This is a genomic window from Streptomyces capoamus (assembly GCF_014654935.1).
In the GTDB taxonomy this organism is placed as follows: Bacteria; Actinomycetota; Actinomycetes; order Streptomycetales; family Streptomycetaceae; genus Streptomyces; species Streptomyces capoamus.
In genome coordinates this window covers 671,471-688,665 of record NZ_BNBF01000001.1, presented here as the reverse complement: position 1 = coordinate 688,665, position 17,195 = coordinate 671,471, and the positions used below count along the sequence as shown (strand labels likewise).

Annotated in this window: 14 protein-coding genes and 2 pseudogenes; 5 read left to right on the top strand and 11 right to left on the bottom strand. The window is 72.8% G+C overall.

The features are described 5' to 3' along the window. Nucleotides 1-72: 72 nt before the first annotated feature. On the top strand, nucleotides 73-1,143 hold the full coding sequence (locus IE312_RS03115) for an acyl-CoA dehydrogenase family protein (protein WP_189978045.1): 1,071 nt from the start codon (nucleotides 73-75) through the stop codon (nucleotides 1,141-1,143). A gap of 153 nt (nucleotides 1,144-1,296) precedes the next feature. On the opposite strand, the gene IE312_RS03110 is transcribed toward IE312_RS03115, so the two are convergent. The 4 genes from IE312_RS03110 to sfnG all read right to left on the bottom strand — a co-directional run bounded on the left by IE312_RS03110 (nucleotide 1,297) and on the right by sfnG (nucleotide 5,459). Further along, complete coding sequence (locus IE312_RS03110) at nucleotides 1,297-2,439, bottom strand: LLM class flavin-dependent oxidoreductase (RefSeq protein WP_189978043.1); 1,143 nt, start codon at nucleotides 2,437-2,439, stop codon at nucleotides 1,297-1,299. A 12-nt stretch (nucleotides 2,440-2,451) separates the two neighbouring features. Continuing rightward, nucleotides 2,452-3,636, bottom strand: coding sequence for an SfnB family sulfur acquisition oxidoreductase (locus IE312_RS03105; protein WP_189978041.1), 1,185 nt, complete (start codon nucleotides 3,634-3,636; stop codon nucleotides 2,452-2,454). Nucleotides 3,637-3,640: 4 nt separating this feature from the next. Next, on the bottom strand, nucleotides 3,641-4,195 hold the full coding sequence (ssuE, locus tag IE312_RS03100) for an NADPH-dependent FMN reductase (protein ID WP_189978039.1): 555 nt from the start codon (nucleotides 4,193-4,195) through the stop codon (nucleotides 3,641-3,643). Nucleotides 4,196-4,325: 130 nt separating this feature from the next. Further along, nucleotides 4,326-5,459, bottom strand: coding sequence for a dimethylsulfone monooxygenase SfnG (gene sfnG / locus IE312_RS03095; protein ID WP_189978037.1), 1,134 nt, complete (start codon nucleotides 5,457-5,459; stop codon nucleotides 4,326-4,328). A gap of 343 nt (nucleotides 5,460-5,802) precedes the next feature. Between sfnG and IE312_RS03090 the strand changes: the two genes are divergently transcribed. Continuing rightward, entirely contained in the window at nucleotides 5,803-6,708 is a 906-nt protein-coding gene (locus tag IE312_RS03090; RefSeq protein WP_189978035.1) for a LysR family transcriptional regulator, read from the top strand. A 32-nt stretch (nucleotides 6,709-6,740) separates the two neighbouring features. Here IE312_RS03090 and IE312_RS03085 read toward each other — a convergent pair whose 3' ends face one another. Further along, nucleotides 6,741-6,920 (bottom strand): DUF8839 family protein, encoded by a 180-nt coding sequence (locus IE312_RS03085; RefSeq protein ID WP_189978033.1) that lies wholly within the window; start codon nucleotides 6,918-6,920, stop codon nucleotides 6,741-6,743. A 201-nt stretch (nucleotides 6,921-7,121) separates the two neighbouring features. Here IE312_RS03085 and IE312_RS03080 point away from each other — a divergent pair, with 201 nt between their 5' ends. Continuing rightward, complete coding sequence (locus IE312_RS03080; RefSeq protein ID WP_189978031.1) at nucleotides 7,122-7,556, top strand: SPW repeat protein; 435 nt, start codon at nucleotides 7,122-7,124, stop codon at nucleotides 7,554-7,556. A 191-nt stretch (nucleotides 7,557-7,747) separates the two neighbouring features. Here IE312_RS03080 and IE312_RS43960 read toward each other — a convergent pair whose 3' ends face one another. The 5 genes and pseudogenes from IE312_RS43960 to IE312_RS03060 all read right to left on the bottom strand — a co-directional run bounded on the left by IE312_RS43960 (nucleotide 7,748) and on the right by IE312_RS03060 (nucleotide 12,607). Beyond that, a complete protein-coding gene (locus tag IE312_RS43960; protein WP_306419708.1) occupies nucleotides 7,748-8,353 on the bottom strand; it encodes a sensor histidine kinase in 606 nt (201 codons plus the stop codon). A 21-nt stretch (nucleotides 8,354-8,374) separates the two neighbouring features. Beyond that, nucleotides 8,375-8,605: pseudogene (locus tag IE312_RS43955) on the bottom strand (sensor histidine kinase); the annotation flags it as partial. A 615-nt stretch (nucleotides 8,606-9,220) separates the two neighbouring features. Beyond that, on the bottom strand, nucleotides 9,221-9,967 hold the full coding sequence (locus tag IE312_RS03070) for a response regulator transcription factor (protein WP_189978029.1): 747 nt from the start codon (nucleotides 9,965-9,967) through the stop codon (nucleotides 9,221-9,223). A 293-nt stretch (nucleotides 9,968-10,260) separates the two neighbouring features. Then, a complete protein-coding gene (locus IE312_RS03065) occupies nucleotides 10,261-10,668 on the bottom strand; it encodes a peptidase (protein ID WP_229898935.1) in 408 nt (135 codons plus the stop codon). Nucleotides 10,669-11,161: 493 nt separating this feature from the next. Further along, nucleotides 11,162-12,607 carry an APC family permease gene (locus tag IE312_RS03060; protein WP_189978027.1) on the bottom strand — a complete coding sequence of 482 codons (1,446 nt, stop codon included), beginning with the start codon at nucleotides 12,605-12,607 and terminating at the stop codon, nucleotides 11,162-11,164. A 117-nt stretch (nucleotides 12,608-12,724) separates the two neighbouring features. Between IE312_RS03060 and IE312_RS03055 the strand changes: the two genes are divergently transcribed. Then, nucleotides 12,725-13,909: an ROK family transcriptional regulator gene (locus IE312_RS03055; protein ID WP_189978025.1), complete on the top strand. Its 1,185-nt coding sequence runs from the start codon at nucleotides 12,725-12,727 to the stop codon at nucleotides 13,907-13,909. Nucleotides 13,910-14,015: 106 nt separating this feature from the next. Next, on the top strand, nucleotides 14,016-16,733 hold the full coding sequence (locus IE312_RS03050) for a glycoside hydrolase family 2 protein (protein ID WP_189978023.1): 2,718 nt from the start codon (nucleotides 14,016-14,018) through the stop codon (nucleotides 16,731-16,733). Nucleotides 16,734-16,774: 41 nt separating this feature from the next. On the opposite strand, the pseudogene IE312_RS38605 reads toward IE312_RS03050, so the two are convergent. Then, a pseudogene (locus tag IE312_RS38605) lies at nucleotides 16,775-17,195 on the bottom strand (hydrolase); the annotation flags it as partial.

The window sequence follows — 17,195 nt, the reverse complement described above, 5'->3', positions numbered from 1 at the left end:
CGGGAGACCGGGAGACCGGGAGACCGGGAGACCGGGAGACCGGGAGACCGGGAGACCGGGAAAATCTTTCCCATGGACGAACTCAGCCCGCATCCGCTCGTCGCACGCGCCCGCCGGCTCGCCGCCGACCTGTTGCTCCCCGAGGCCGAGCGGGTCGACCAGGAAGGGGTTCCCGCGAGCCACATCGAGGCGGTCAAGCGCTCGGGGCTGCTGGGGGTGGCCGCGCCGGCCGGCTACGGCGGCTCGGACGCGCCGCCCGCGGTGCAGCGGGAGACCGCGGAGATCCTCGCGGGGGCGTGCTGCGCGACCTGGTTCGTGCAGACCCAGCACCACACGCCGGTACAGACCCTGGCGCGCGGCGAGGCGCCGGTCCGCGACCGCCTGCTGGGCCCGCTGTCGCGAGGGGAGTTGCTGTCCGGGGTGGCGTACGCGCACCTGCGGTCGTATCCGCGCCGCCCGGTGCGGGTCCGCCGGCAGGGCGACGGCTGGCGCTTCGACGGGACCGTTCCCTGGTACACCGGGTGGGGCCTGAACGACGTGATGCTGCTGGCGGGGGCGACCGATGCCGGAGAGGTGGTGTTCGCCTTCGCCGAGGCCCGCGCTCAGCCGGGGCTGCGGGCCTCGCCGCCGATGCGGCTGGCTGCCCTCACGGCCGCGCGCACGGTCTCGCTGGAGCTGGACGGCCTGTGGCTGCCCGCCGACGCGGTCGCGCTGCACACGTCGTACGAGGAGTGGGCCGCCGGGGACCGGGTCAAGACCCTGCACACCAGCCCCGCGGTCTTCGGCGTGGCCGAGGCCGCCCTGTCGCTGCTGGACGCCGAGGCGGCCGCCCCGTTGCGCGCCCGTCTCACGACGGTCCGCGACCGGGCCTACGCCCTGGCCGGCCTGCCGGCCCAGGAGGAGCGGACCGAGGAGCGGACCGAGGAGCGGCTGGCGGTGCGGGCGGCAGCACACGAGGTGCTGCGGGCGGCCACCACGGCGGCGGTGGTGGCCGGCGGCGGGCGCGCACTGGCCCTGACGAGCCGCGCCCAACGCCTGGCGCGGGAGGGCCTGTTCCTGCTGGTGCAGGGACAGACGGCGCAGTCGCGCGCGGCACATCTGCGGATGCTGGGCGCGGCCTGCGCGCCGGAGGACCGGCGCTAGGGGCTTTCGTTCGGACCGGACCGGACCGCACCGGACCGGTTCGGCGAGCGGGGACTCCTCCGGCCCCGGGTCCCGGCCGATGCGCGGCGCGGCCGGCCCGGCACCGCGCGAACACCCGGTCCGACAGGACCCGTCGCCCTGCCCCTCCCCTTCTCAGCTCGCGAACGGCACCTGTGCCGCGGCGGCGGCCCGCCCGTCGTCGGGGTGGTGCCACAGGCCCCGCCCGGCGAGCCGGGGCAGGACGCCCTCGCCGAACCAGTAGGCCTCCTCCAGGTGCGGGTAACCGGAGAGGACGAACTCGTCGATGCCGAGGGCGTGGTACTCCTCGATGCGCTCGGCGACCTCGTCGTGGCTGCCGACCAGGGCCGTGCCCGCGCCGCCGCGCACCAGCCCGATGCCGGCCCACAGGTTGGGGTGGATCTCCAGGCCGTCCCGGCTGCCGCCGTGCAGGGCGAGCATCCGCCGCTGTCCCTCCGACTCGCTGCGGGACAGCCCCGCCTGTACGGCCCGCACGGTCTCCTGGTCGAAGCCGGCGAGCAGCCGGTCGGCCTCCGCCCAGGCCGCTGCGGAGGTGTCCCTGGTGATGACGTGCAGCCGGATGCCGAAGCGCAGGGTACGGCCGTGCTCCGCGGCGAGCCGGCGGATCCAGGCGATCTTCTCGGCGACCTGCGCGGGCGGTTCGCCCCAGGTGAGGTACACGTCGGCGTACCGGGCCGCGACCTCGCCGGCGGCGGGCGAGGAGCCGCCGAAGTACACCTCGGGCACCGGGTCGGGCACCCGGCTGAGCCTCGCCTCCTCCACCCGCAGGTGCTCGCCGTGCAGGTCGACGCTCTTGCCCTCCCACAAGTCCCGGACGATGTGCAGGAATTCACCGGTACGGCGGTACCGGGCGTCCTTGTCGAGGAAGTCGCCGTAGGCCCGCTGCTCGTGGCTCTCGCCGCCGGTGACGACGTTGAGCAGCAGCCGTCCGCCGGTCTGCCGCTGGAAGGTCGACGCCATCTGCGCGGCGAGCGTCGGCGAGACGAAGCCGGGCCGGAAGGCGACCAGGAACTTCAGCCGCTCGGAGTGCTGGCTGACCATGGCGGTGGTCAGCCACGCGTCCTCGCACCAGGCACCGGTCGGGGTGAGCGCACCGGCGAACCCCAGGTCCTCGGCGGCCCGGGCGATCTGGCTGAGGTAGGCGACTGTCGGCGGCCGGTCCCGGCCGGAGGCGGTCGCCGGGGTGCCGTGGCCGCCGCCGACGACATGGCGGCTGTCACCGTTGGTGGGCAGGAACCAGTGGAAGGTGAGGGACACGCGGGTCTCCGATCAGAGCAGGCCGTGCCGGGGCGGCCGGGTTCCGTTGAGCACGTAGCGGCCGATGTGCTGGATCTTCCAGCGGACCGGGTCGTGCAGGGTGTGGGTGCGGGCGTCCCGCCAGTGCCGGTGCAGGTTGAGCGAGTCCAGTGCCGCGCGGGTGCCGGCCACCTCGAAGAGGGCGCTCGCCACCTCCACCGCGGCCTCGGCCGCCCGCACCTTGGCGGCGGCGACCGCGATGGACGCCTCGGCCACCGTGTCGTCGGTGAGGCGGTCGCGCGCGGTGTCGACCGTGCGGGCGGCCTCCCGCAGCAGCGCCTCGGCGGTCCGCACCTGGAGGGCGAGTTCCCCGAAGCGCTGGACGAGCAGCGGATCGTCGGCGGCGGTCTCGGCCCCGCTCTCGAACCAGGGTCGGCTGCGGGTCCGGACGAACTCCGCCGCCTCCGCGAGCGCTCCCCCGGCGATGCCGGTGTCGATGGCCGCGTGCAGCAACTGGGCGGTCGCGCCGTGCAGCTGGGGTCCCCGGAAGGTGAGGTGGTGGGGCAGGACCCGGTCGGCGGGCACGGGGACGGCGGCCAGGCGGACCGTGCCGCTGGCGGTGGTCCGCTGGCCCATGCCGTCCCAGTCGTCGGCGACGGTGAGGCCGGGGGCGTCCCGGGGCACGTAGGCGACGTGCAGGGTGTCGTCCTCGGCGCGGGCCAGCACCGGGATCCAGTCGGCGAACAGGGCGCCGGTGCTGTAGTGCTTGACGCCGTGCAGGAGGTACGACCCGTCCGGCCGGGGCTCCAGCCGGGTGCGGATGTCCTGGACGTGCCGGGTGCCGGCCTCGGACTGGGCGTTGCCGAGGCGGCGGCCCGCGAGCAGTTCGGCGAAGAAGAACTTCCGCTGCTGCTCGGTGCCCTGCCGGCGGATGACGTTGACGTACACATTATGGCTCTGCGGGATCTGCGCGAGGCTGCCGTCGGCGGAGCCGAGCAGCCGGAAGATCTCCGCGAGGGTTCCGGCGCGGACGTCGGCGCCGCCGTGCTCGGCGGGCACGGTGACGGCGAGCAGCCCGGAGGCGGACAGCCGGTCCAGTTCGGCCCGCGGCAGGCGCCGTTCGGCGTCCCGCCCGGCGGCCCCGGCGCGGAACTCCTCGGCGAGGGCCGCGGCGACGGCGAGGGCCTCCGTGTCGTCGGCGATGACGTGGGCTGTCATGTGGTCAGCCCGCCGCCGCCAGCAGCGGGGTGCGGTCCAGGGCGGCGGCGAACTGGTCCACCACGTGTCCCAGGGCCTCGGCGGTGGCGGGCGCGACGGCCACCGTGCCGTCCTCCCGTACAGTGATGTCCTTGTCGAGGGTGAACCAGCCCTGCACTATGTGCGCGGCGCCCATGGAGCTGAGCACCGGGCGCAGGGCGTAGTCGATGGCGAGGACATGGGCGGTGGAGCCGCCGGTGGCGAGCGGCAGCACGGTCTTGCCGGTGAGCGCGTACTGCGGGAGCAGGTCGAGGAGGGCCTTGAGGACGCCGGAGTACGACGCCTTGTAGACGGGGGTGGCGACCACGATCCCGTCGGCCCGGGCGAACAGCTCGGCGGCCTCGACGATGGCGGGGTGCCGGAAGTCGGTGCCCAGCAGGGCCTCGGCCGGGAGGGTACGGACGTCGAGCGGGATCACCTCGTGGCCCTGGGCGGCGATCCGCTGGTCCAGGTGGCGCAGCAGGCGGCCGGTGCGCGAGGAGGCCGAGGGGCTGCCGGAGACGGACAGGACGGTGGCCATGGTGCCTCGTTTCTGGGGTGCGCCGGGCGCGCGTGCGGGGACGGCTGCCCGGGAGGAAGGTCGGGAACGGGTGCCGGGAGGCGGGTCGGGAACGTGCCCGGGAGGTCGGGGACGGGTGCCGGACCGGCGGTCAGGCGTGGGCGGAGGCGGTGGGGAGGGCGGTGGCGGGTTCACCCTCGGGCAGGGCGGCCTCCAGCTCGCGGACGAGGGGCAGGACCCGCTTGCCGAAGTACTCGACCTCCTCGTGGTAGTGCAGGAAGCCGAGGAGGAAGAGGTCGACGCCGAGCTTCTTGTAGGCGACGATCCGCTCGGCGATCTGCTCGGGGGTGCCGATGAGTCCGGTGCGGAAGCCGTCGTTGTACTGGACCAGGTCCTCGAAGGTGGAGTCCTGCCACATGCCCTTGCCGTCGGCCGTGGACCGCCCGGCCTGCCGCACGGCCGTGCCGAAGCCCTCGACCGCCTCGGTGTCGGCCTGGGCGATGATCTCGCGCAGGGTCTCGCGGGCCTCGGACTCGGTGTCCCGGGCGATGAGGAAGCCGTTGAGTCCGAACTTCGGTGCGCCGCGCCCGGCTTCCGCCGCGGACGCGCGGACGTCCGCGAGCTGCTCGGTGACCCCGTCGAAGTCCTTGCCGTTGGAGAAGTACCAGTCGGAGACCCGGCCGGCCATCCGCCGGGCGGCGGTGGAGTTGCCGCCCTGGAAGATCTCGGGGTGCGGCCGGCCGGGGCCGGCGAGGGGCTTGGGCTTGAGGGAGAAGTCACGCAACCGGTAGAAGTCACCGGCGAATTCGGCGTGGTCCTCGGTCCAGATCCGGCGCAGCGCGGTGATGAACTCCTCCGCGCGGCGGTACCGCTCGTCGTGCTCCAGCCAGGGTTCGCCGAGCGCCGTGAACTCGCCCTTGAACCAGCCGGAGACGACGTTCACCGCGAAGCGGCCGTTCGACAAGTGGTCCGCGGTGGCCCCGAGTTTGGCGAGGACGCCCGGGTGCCACAGTCCGGGGTGCACGGCGGCGATGACCTTGAGGCGCTCGGTGGCGAGCAGCAGGGCGAGGCTGAAACTGGTGGACTCGTGCTGGTACTCGGCGCCGTAGCTGGCCATGTACCGGACCTGGCTGAGGGCGTATTCAAAGCCGTTGTTCTCGGCCAGGACGGCGAGCCTGCGGTTGTAGTCGTATCCCCAGTCGGTGCGCTGCTCGATCCTGCTGGTGACCAGTCCCCCGCTGACATTGGGGACCCAGTAGGCGAATTTCACGGGTGCTGCGGGCATGCGGAACTCCTGTTGCGGAAAACACGAGGAATTTCGGGCACGCGCCATCCCGGACGGGAAGAAGAGGGACGGAATCGGAGGCGCGCCGGAAAACCCGGAAGGGAGAGGAAGAACGCGGCGGATCAGACCGCGGGGCAACAGGAGGCGCTGAAGACGCGCGCGAGGTCGACATGGCGTCGCCGCGTGAGGTCCAGTCGCATCGTCATGCCGCCGATCGTGGCAGCAGCCGGTGAGGGCCGTCAAGGAAAACCCGACCGGTCTCGTATCGCGGACCATTGAAATTCACGAAGGCGTGACAGGGAATCCCTTGAACCCACGGTATCCGGACGCGCATTCTGCGACGGTGCGGACCGAACAACTGGAATACATCGCGGCCGTGACCCGGCTGGGCTCGCTGCGCCGGGCGGCGGACGAACTACGGCTCTCCCAGCCGGCGTTGAGCGAGACCGTGCGCAATCTGGAGCGGGAGCTGGGCGTCGACCTGCTGGAGCGCAAGCGGTCGGGGGCGACGATGAGCGCGGCGGGCCGGGAGCTGCTGCCGCACATCGTCGGCGTGCTGGAGGCGGTGGACCGGCTGCGGTCGGCGGCCGGCGAACAGCACCGCATCAGCCGCATGGTGCGCGTCGGCACGGTCAACGCGGCGACCGTGCCGCTGCTGATCCCCGTGCTGCGGGAGTTTCGCGCCACGCATCCGGTGACCCAGGTCGAGGTGGTGGCCGCACAGCAGACGGACATCCAGCGTGGTCTGGCGGAGGGCGGTTTCGACCTCGGGCTGGTCAATCACCTCGACGGCGACGACGTCCCGGCGGACATGGAGTGCACGGAACTGCTGCGCGGACGGCCGGTGGTGTGCCTGCGGCCGGACGGCCCGCTCGCCGCGCTGGAGGTGATCGGCGCCGACGACCTGCTCGGCACACCGCTGATCGCGATGCGGGCGGGGTACGTGATGCACCGCTACGTGCACCGGCTGCTGTCCGGCCGTACCCCGGTGTTCTCGTACTCCACCGACGGCGCCGAGATGGGCAAGCTGATGGTCGCCGAGGGGCTCGGGGCGACCGTGCTCCCGGACTTCAGCGTCGCCGGGGACCCGCTGGAACGGTCCGGGGCGATCACGTACCGGCCGCTCGCCGACACCACCACCCGGGTGCTGCTGATGCTCCAGCGCCGGCGCGCGGAGTCGGTGCCGCAGGCGGCCCAGGACCTGCACACCGCCTTCGTGCGCCGGGCGCGGGAGCTGGCGGACGGGTAGGGCCTGCCGTCCGGGCGCGGACGGGGCTGCTCTCAGGCGGCGCGGCCGTCTTCCTCCGGCCGCTCGACCATCACCAGGAACGCGTCCGAGCTCAGGTCCATCACCACGGTCGCCGGTTCCCCGGCGGCACGTCGGGCGGCCGCGTACTCCTCCGCGGGCCACGATCCGCGCGGAGCTCCGGCGGGGAAACGCTCCAACACCTTCGCACTCATGACGGCGGCCACCTCCTGTGTCGCGGACCCGAACGGAATGTACAGCTTGTACTGTCCCGGCTGCCCGCGACCGGCGAGGACATGCCACCCGCCCCGGGAAGTCTCCTCTACACATAAGGGCGAAATAAGGGCAAAATGGAACATGCGGCGCTTACCGCATACCGCTCCGATGCGGTCCGGCGAGGTCGAAGGAGACGACCCATGACCAACCTGCACAGGGGTGACATGTCGAGCCACCCCGATGTCTCCGAAATGCGGGACCGCTACGCCCGCATGCTCGGCGGCCGGGATGTCGCGCTCGTCGACGGCCCGGCGTTCCTGCTCGGCCTGTACTGTGCCGCGTCCCCCTGGATCCTGCACTACACGTTGAGCCAGCCCTACCTCGCGACGCACAACCTGATCATGGGCATCGCGATCGGTCTGCTGGCCCTGGGATTCAGCCGGGCGCCCGAGCGCATGTACGGCCTGAGCTGGGCGATGTGCGCCATGGGTATCTGGATGATCATCGCTCCGTGGATCGTGGGCAGGGGCCCCGACGCGGGCGTCGTCATCAACAACATCGTCATCGGAGCCCTGGCCCTCGCCCTCGGACTGGTGTGCGCCGGCACCTCGGCGAAGAGCGCCCCCAGGCCGTAGCCGCCCCTGAGCCGTACAAGTGAAGACCGAGAGAGGAAGGAAGGAAACGGCGGGGCCGGTCCGCCCGGGCGGACCGGCCTGCGCGTGCCTCCGGCCGGGTCACCCGGTCGACTCCGCCACGGCCCGCGCACGCCTGCGCCTTCCGGCGCCCGGCAGCACCCGGTGCGGCCACGGCGCAGCGAGCACTCCGGTCAACGCTGCTGCCGAAGCTGGTGCACAGTGCGCCCCGTTCCTGGCCGGCCGGTGGCTCCGCCGCGCATGTCGCCGTGCTGTTCGCTGGGACGCAGGGAACCGACACGGCCTTGCCGGTCGGCGGGGCGGAGCCGGACGTGGGCGTCCAGACCGCTGCCGGGGGCCGCGTGCAAGGTGATCTCTCCGCCGGAGGCGTGCACGAGGTGGCGGACGATGGGCAGGCCCAGGCCGGTGCCGTCGTGGTGGGAGTCGGAGGCGCGCCAGAAGCGGTCGAAGGCCCGCTCCCGGTCGGCCTCCGGCATGCCGGGGCCCTGGTCGATGACGTGGAGCTCGGCGCCGGGGGCGCGGGCCAGGGTGATGGCCGTGCCGGGTGGGGAGACCCGCAGCGCGTTGGCGACGAGATTGTCGATGATCTGCTCCAGGGCCCCGGGGATCGCCCACACCCGGCCGGCCGGCGGTCCTGAGACGGTGATGGTGACGTATTGCTCGGCGGCGAGTGGCTCCCACATGGCCGCCCGCTCGGCGAGGACGGCGTCCGCGTCGACGGGTTCGGGGGTGGTGGCGGTGCTTTCCAGGCGGGCCAGGGCGAGCAGGCCGTGGACCATGCGGCTGAGGCGTTCGACCTCTCCGATGGTCTCTTCCAGGCTGGGATGGGCGCGGGGGTCGAGGTAGGGCTCGAAGTTCTCCAGGCGCAGCCGCAGCGAAGTCAGCGGCGTCCTGAGCTGGTGGGAGGCTTCGGAGGCGAAGCCGTGCTGGGCCTGGAGCAGGTGCTGCAGTCGGGTGGCGGTGTGGGTGAACGCGGCAGCCAGGCGGCGCAGTTCGGGCGGTCCGCTGCCGGCGTCGGGTGGATGGTCCAGGCGGCCGGCGGCGAGCTGGGTGGTGGCGCGTTCCAGGGTGCGCAGGGGGCCGGGTGATCCAGCGGGCCAGGGTGAACGCCACGAGCGCCACGGCGGCCAGGACGCACGCGCCGGCCAGGGCGAGGGCGGCCCAGATGCGGTGTTCCCGGTCGGTGACCATGGTCATCGGGTAGGTCACCCGCAGCGCGCCGCGGATGGTGGTGCCGGAGGAGCCCGGCAACGTGGCCGCCAGAACCTCCGTGCCGTCGGCGTCGGTGCGAGTGGTGACGGTGGTCCGATTGCGCAGGGCGGCGGCGATGTCCGGTTCCCGGGCCAGGGTCGTCCCGGCGGCGGTGGTTCCGGCGGAGTCGGCGAGCTGCCGGCCGGTGCGGTCGACGATCACGACACGGGCACCGGTGTTGTCCTCGGCGTACTCCCGGGCCAGTTCCGGCAGCGCCGGCAGGTTGCCCTTCTCGATGTTCTCCTCGGCGACCTCGGCCAGCATCGAGGCGTCGCGTTCGACGCTCTGGGAGAAGCGGGATTCCTCCCCGCGGGCGTAGAGGTAGCCGAGCGGGACCTCCAGCCCCAGCAGGACCACCAGCGCCAGCACGAGGTAGCTGAGTATCAGGCGCCGGGTCACGACGCCCCCTCGCCCGGCCCCGCCCCACCGGGAACGGTCAGGCGGAAGCCGACGCCGCGCACCGTGATGATCCAGGCAGGGTCTCCCAGCTTGCGGCGCAGTGCCGCGACGTGCGCGTCGAGGGTTTTGGTGGGGCCGAAGAAGTGCGGGTCCCACACGGTGTCCATGATCTGCTGGCGGGAGTGCACGGCGCCGGGATCGTCCGCGAGGTAGGCAAGCAGGTCGAACTCCCGCGGGGTCAGCGCGATCTCGCGGCCCTCCAGGCGGACCTGCCGGGTGCGGCGGTCGATCTCCAACCGGCCCAGCCTCTGCGCCGCGGCTGTCGGCACGGATGCGGGCGCCGCCTCGGGAGCCCGCGCCTGGGCCGCCTGGGGCAACGCCTGCAGGGCGCCGGTGCGGCGGGTGACTGCCCGGATGCGGGCCACCAGTTCCCGCACGCCGAACGGTTTGGCGAGGTAGTCGTCCGCGCCCAGTTCGAGTCCGACGACCCGGTCGGCTTCTTCACCCCGGGCGGTGATCATGATGATGGGGATCGCGGAGCGGGCGCGCAGGGTGCGGCAGACGTCCAGGCCGTCCATGTCCGGAAGCCCCAGATCGAGCAGGACCAGATCCGGGGCCTCACCGGTGCCGGCGAGGCCGGCGGCGCCGGTGCGTGCCCGGTCCACGGTGAACCCGTACCGGCCGAGGCCCTCAGCGAGGGGCCCGGCGATCCGGTCATCGTCTTCTATCAACAGCAGCCGCATGGCGACAGGCTCGCACAGCCGTGCAGCAGGAGCCGGAGCGTTCATCACAACCCGCTTGGGACCAGAAGAAACGGACGATGCGACAGGTCTGACAGTGCAGGAGGAAAGGGTGACGTCCGGCCGATCGGCGGGGAGTGGTGATCGGCCGGAGGGCTGCGGCGGGACAGCATGCGCCGGCAGAGGACGTCGCGCCCGTCGTCCGAGTAGCGGTTCCCGTAAACGGCCGGCCCGGCATCGGCGGGTACTGGGCCGGAGGCCACCGTCTCGGCCATGTCCGGCTGCGAGGCCGGCTGTCAGCCCTCGTTCTCCTCGGTGCCCTCCTGCTTGGTACCGGTGACGTGGTAGCTCATGTCCAGGTAGACCTCGACCGTGCTGCCGTCGGACTTCTTAACCTCCACCGCGAGCATGCCGGGCTTCTCCCGGTCCTCCTCGGACTTCACGACCGTGCCCGGGAACTTGGCCACCGCGGCGGCCTCGGCCTTCTCCTTGACCTCACCGGTCAGCGGCTTCTCCTTCTCCTCACCGGCCTCCTCGCCGGCCTCGCCCGCCTGGGCATCCCCGGCGTTCTGCGCGGACTGCTGGGTGTCCGCGGCCTTGGAGCTGCCGGAGTCGGAGTCGGATCCACCACCGCAGGCGGCCAGAGCGAACATCAGCACGGCGGCGGGAACGGCGAGCAGGGCACGACGGGGCAGAGCGGCCATCAGGAATCTCCAGAGCAATGGGCGGGGTGCGGTGGCCGGTGTGTCCGGATCACCGGGGGACACACATGACCCTAGAAACCCGCCGTCCAGAGCACGGCCGGCAAACGACAGCAGCAGACCAGCAAACCGCCAATCTTTCGCCGCGGCCACAAAAGCTCGCCCTCGTCACCGCCGGACTCGGACACAGGATCTGGGCCGGCCGCCGGGACCCCGGAGCGCAAACCGGCACCGAGCCGCAGCACGCACGATGACCTTCCGCGGCCCGCAACCGCCTTGAGCGGTCACCGGGGCCCTGGCGCGTCCCAGCAGTGTGTTGCTGCCAGGCCGGCCCGCACACCCCACGCGTCACTGCGGGCAGTGTCGCCGGCGGCGGTCGCGGTGCCCCGGCACGGCAGGGCGTCGCCGGAGGTCGCGGGCCGGACGCCGGAGGCTGCGGACCAGACGCGGGCCGGACGCCGGGTGCCGCCAGCCGGACGCGGGCCCGGCGCCGGGGCTAGGTCGTCTCCAGGGCGTCGCGCACCTCGTCGGCCGCTTCGTCCGTCTCCCTCGGGCCGAAGGGCCACACCCCCTCCAGCCGCGCCCAGACCAGGAAGGCGACGCAGCCGAGGGCCAGCCAGGCCAGGGACCACTCGACGGGATGGCGGCCCGGGGAGTTCTGGTCGGCGTATCCGTAGATGACGCACCAGCCCGTGAAGGCGACGACGCCCGGCAGCGGGTAGAGCCACATCCGGTACGGGCGGGGCAGATCGGGCCGGCGTCCGCGCAGCACCGTCAGCGCGACGATCTGGGCCAGTGCCTGCACGAGGACCATCACCGTGGTCAGCAGCTGGATCAGGGTCGCGAGGTCGGTGTGCCGGCCGATCAGGAAGCCCACGGCGGTGATCACCCCCATGGTGGCCAGGCCCAGCACGGGGAACCGGTGCCGCGGGTGCAGCTTCGCGTACGGTCGGAAGAAGACGCGGTCGCGCGCGGCGTCGTAGGGGACCCGGGAGCCGCCGAGCAGGCCCGTGAAGACGGAGGCGAACGCGGTGACCAGGATCAGCAGGGTCACCGTGTCGGCGGCGCCCCTGCCCCAGGTGTCCTCCAGCACCGCGGAGGCGACCGAGGTGGAGGCGATGTCGTGCGGGTCGGTCATCCGGTGCCAGTCGACGACGCCGAGGGTGCCGATCTGCAGCAGCAGGTAGATCGCCATGATGCCGAGGATCGACAGGAGGATGGAGCGCGGCAGGGTGCGGCCGGGGTCCTTGATCTCGGCGCCGAGGTAGGCGGTGGTGTTGTAGCCGAGGTAGTCGTAGATGCCGATGGTGAGACCCGCGGCGAAGCCCAGCCAGTAGTGGTTGCTCATCACATGGAAAGCCCCCGCCGGATAGGTGAAGGCCATGTGTGGGCTGAAGTGCGTGGCAGCGGCGACGATCACCAGCAGCACCGAGGCGATCATCACCGCCCACATCACGGCGGTGATGCGGGCGATGTGTTCGACGCCGCGCCAGAGCAGCAGCACCACCAGCGCGATGACGCCGAGCCCGATCAGATCGCCGGCGGTCCGCCCGAGGCCGGGGGCGAGATAGCCCAGGTACTGGACGAAGCCGACCACGCCCGTGGACATGATCAGCGGGATGAACAGCATCGCCGTCCACACGAACAGGAACGGCATCAGGCGGCCGGTGCGGTACCGGAACGCCTGGCGCAGATAGACGTAACTGCCGCCGGAGCCGGGCATCGAGGCCCCCAGCTCGGCCCAGACGAGCCCGTCGCACAGGGCCAGCACCGCGCCCGCGACGAACCCGACCACCGCCTGCGGTCCGCCGAACGCGGCGACCATCAGCGGGATCGTGACGAACGGGCCGATGCCGCACATCTGGCTCATGTTGATCGCCGTGGCCTGGAACAGGCCGACGCTGCGGACGAAGCCACCCGGGGGCGGCGGGCTACCGGACATGGGCACTCCTGACGCGACGGATGCGCGACGCACCCGGCGGGGGCGGACAGGCCGATAAAGTTAAGGAGCCTTACTAGAGGCGTCAAGTGCGCGACACGGATGCACGAAAATGGTGCGATGCCCGCCAGTGATGTCGTAGAGCAGCAGGAACAGCCCTGGAACCGTCGGCGCCTGCGCAGCGCCAACGAACGGCTGCTCCTGGACCGGCTGCGGGCGCACGGCGCCGCCTCCCGCGCCCAGCTGGCCCGTGAGACCGGCCTGTCCAAGCCGACGGTGTCCAGCGCGCTGGCCTCGCTGGAGGCGGCCGGACTGGTGCGCGAGGCCGGCACCCGGGCCCCGGAGCGCGGGCGCACCGCGGTGCTCTACGCCCCCGACCCGGCGGCCGGGTACGCGCTCGGGGTGGACATCGGCCGGGGCTGGCTGCGGGTGGCGGTGGCCGACCTGGACGGCACGGTCGTCGCCCGGGCCGACGTGCGCAACCGGGCCCGGGCCTCCGCCGCCCTGACCGACCTGGTCGTCACCACCGCCCGGGAGGTGATCGCCGACTCGGGCGTGGACGCGGCGGAAGTGGTCCACGGGGTGGTCGGCACCCCCGGGGTGTACGACGGGGAGCAGCGGCGGGTGCGGTACGCGATGCATCTGCCGGGCTGGGGGCGGGCCGGGCTCGTGGACCGGATCCGGGAGGAGCTGGGCGTACCGCTGGAGGTGCACAACGACGCCAACCTGGCGGCGCTCGGGGAGTACACGTACGGCGTGGGCGCGGGCAGCCGGCTCTTCGCGTACATCCTGATAGGCACCGGTCTGGGGATGGGGATCGTCGGCGAGGGCCGGCTGTTCACCGGCGCGCACGGGCTGGCCGGGGAGATCGGGTTCCTGCCGTGGCAGGACCGGCAGCAGCCGGAGCGGCTGGAGGACGCGGTGTCGGGGGTGGCGGTGGTGGAAGCCGCCCGGGGGTTCGGGATGCGCGGCCGGCTCACCGCGAAGGCCGTGTTCGACGCGGCCCGGCAGGGTCATCCGGCCGCCGCGCGGGCGGTGGAAGTGGAGGCCGAGCGGATCGCGCACACGGTGGCGGCGGCGGCCGCCGTACTCGACCCGGACCTCGTGGTGCTCGGCGGCGGTGTCGGGCACAGCGTCGACCTGCTGCTCGGGCCGGTGCGGGAGCGGTTGCGCGCCCTCACCCCGCTGCGCCCCCGGATCGCGCCGAGCCGGCTCGGCGCGGACGCCGTCCTGCTGGGCGCGGTGGCCACGGCCCTGGACACCGCCCGGGACCGGGTCTTCGAACGCCGGACGGCCGGAACCTGACCCGGGCGGCCGCCGCGGCGGCGGGGGTCGTTGACACGGCCCGCGACGGCCCCTAGCGTGACCGCGATTTGTAAAGTTTCCTAACTTTACGAGGCTGGAGACCGCCGTGTTCCCTCGCGCCGCCCGCCGGCTCCCCACCGCCGCCGCGCTCCTCGTCCTGGCCGGCTCCCTCACCGGCGGTGCCTGGGCCGCGGGCCCCCGGGACACGGCGGAGCCGCACCGGCCCGCCCGGATCACCCGCGTCCCCTCCGCCGCCGGCAGCGGCACCCCGCTGACCGGTTTCGCCCTCCAGTCCACCGCGAAGGTGGCCGACTCCGCCGCGGTGGTGTCCTCCCCCGGCTATCCGGCCCGGGGCTGGTACCCGGCGGGCCCCCGCTCCACGGTGCTGGCCGCGCTGCTGGCGAACGGCGTCTACCCCGACCCGTTCCGCTCCACGAACCTGCAGCAGATCCCGCGGGCCGACTTCGGCGTGCCCTGGTGGTACCGCTCCGACTTCACCGTCGAGGACACCGCCCGGCGCACCGCCCTCGACTTCAGCGGGGTCGTCTCGGCCGCCGACGTCTACGTGAACGGCCGGCAGGTGGCCGCCGCCGCGGACGTCACCGGCGCCTACACCCACCATGAGCTGGACATCACCTCGCTGGTCAGGCCCGGCACCAACACGGTCGCCTTCCGGGTCCGGCCCAACGACCCGGACAAGGATCTGACCGTCGGCTGGCTCGACTGGATCCAGCCGCCGCCCGACCGGAACATGGGCCTCGTCCGGGACGTCGTGGTGCGCAGGGGCGGCCCGGTCGCGCTGCGCGACGCGCACGTGGTCACCCGGCTGGCCGTGCCTTCGCTCACCTCGGCCGACCTGACGGTCCGGGCCCGGGCCCGCAACGACACGGGCACGGCCGTCACGGCCGAGGTCCGCGGCAGCATCGGCGGTACGGCGTTCGGCAGGACGGTGTCGCTCGCCGCCCACGAGACGAAGACCGTCACCTTCTCCCCCGCCGACACCCCCGGCCTGCACCTCACCGACCCGGACGTGTGGTGGCCGGCCGGGATGGGCGACCAGCCGCTGTACGGCCTGGACCTGACCGCCACCGTGGAGGGCACGGTCTCGGACACCGCGCACGAGACCTTCGGCATCCGGGACGTCCAGGCCCCGCTGAACGCCGACGGGGCCCGGCAGTACCGCGTCAACGGCCGCCCGCTGCTGGTCAAGGGCGCCGGCTGGTCACCGGACGCGTTCCTGCGCTGGGACCCCGCCTACACCGAGGACCGTCTGCGGTACGCCCTCGACCTGGGTCTGAACACCCTCCGGCTGGAGGGCCACCTGGAGCCGGACGAGTTCTTCGAACAGGCCGACCGGCTCGGTCTGCTGGTTCTGCCGGGCTGGGAGTGCTGCGGCAAGTGGGAGGGCGAGGTCAACGGCAGCGAGAAGGGGGAGCGCTGGAGCGAGGCGGACTATCCGGTCGCCAAGGCGTCCATGGCCGCCGAGGCCGCCCGGCTGCGCGGTCACCCGAGCGTGCTGTCCTTCCTCATCGGCAGCGACTTCGCCCCCGACGCGACGATCGAGAAGAACTACCTGGACGCCCTGAGGGACGCGGACTGGCCCACCCCCGTGGTCCCTTCCGCCTCCGACCGGCCCTCCCCCGCGCTGGGCGCTTCGGGCATGAAGATGACCGGCCCCTACGACTGGGTGCCGCCCGGCTACTGGTACGACAAACGCGAGGGCGGGGCCGCCGGGTTCAACTCCGAGACCAGCGCGGGCCCGAGCATCCCCACCCTCGACAGCCTGCGCCGGATGATGACACCGGCGGAACTCGACACGCTGTGGAAGGATCCGGCGGCCCGGCAGTACCACCGCTCGCCGTCCACCGTCTTCGGCACGCTCCGGATCTACGACGACGCCCTGGCCGGCCGCTACGGCGCCCCGACCAGCCTCACCGACTACGTGCGCAAGGCGCAGCTCGCCCAGTACGAGAACGTCCGCGCCCAGTTCGAGGCCTACGGCCGCAACGCGGCCGACCCCGACCGGCCCGCCACCGGGGTGGTCCACTGGATGTTCAACAGCGGCTGGACCTCGCTGCACTGGCAGCTGACCGACCGCTACCTCGACCAGAACGGCTCCTACTTCGGGGCCAAGAAGGCGAACGAGCCGCTGCACATCCAGTACTCGTACGACAACCGCTCGGTCGTGGTCGTGAACAACCGGTCCGCCCCCGCCCGGGACCTCACCGCCCGGGCCACGCTGTTCAACCCCGACGGCACACAGGTGTACGACAAGACCGTCACGGGCGTGGGGGTGAACGGGGAAGGAGCGCACGGCACACCGCTCACCCTGCCGTCCTCGGTGCCCGGGCTGGCGCGGACGTACCTGCTGCGGCTGGTGCTGACGGACGCGGACGGCACCGAGGTGAGCCGGAACGTGTACTGGCTCTCCACCAGGGCGGACACCCTCGACTGGAACGGCACCACCTGGTACTACACGCCGACGACCGGCTACGCCGATCTCAAGGGGCTCGCCTCGATGGCCCAGGTGCCGGTGTCGGCGACGGCGGCCACGAGGTCCTCGGACGGCACCTCGACCACGACGGTGACCCTGCGGCACAGCGGTCCGGGCACCACGCCGGCCCTGCTCACGGACGTCCACCTCGTGGACGCGCAGGGCAAGCCGGTGCTGCCGGTGCGCTGGTCGGACAACGAGGTGAGCCTGTGGCCGGGCGAGTCGGTGACGCTGACCGCCACCTACCGGACCGCCGGTCTGCACGGCTCGGCACCGGGCGTGCGGGTCTCCGGGTGGAACACCCCCGAACGGACGGTGCCGGCGGCCTGAGCCGTGGGGGCGGACCCGGGCGGCCCGCCCCCCGGTCCGGGTCAGCTCACGTCGAGTGAGGTGTCGTCCACCACGAACGACGTCTGGTACTTGGAGCCCTCGGTGCCCGTGAACTTCAGGGTGACGGTCTGCCCGGCGTACCCGCTGAGATCGAAGCCACGCTGGGTGTAGCCCGGGGCGGCGTCGAGGTTGGAATAGGTCGCCAGGGTGCCGAGGACCGTACCGGAGCCGTTCAGCACCTGGACCTTGAGGGTGTCGTAGGCGGTGCCGGTCGAGGTCTCCGCGGTGTCCACGTGCAGGAAGAAGCCGAGCCGGGCCGAGCAGCCGGACGGGACGGTGACCGTCTGGGCGAGCGTGTCGGTGGTGGCGGTGCCGTTCCCGTCGAGCCAGGCGTAGGAGGAGCCGGAACGGGCCTGCTCTGCGGTGGAGTCGGTGATGACCCCGCTCGTGGCGCTCCAGCTG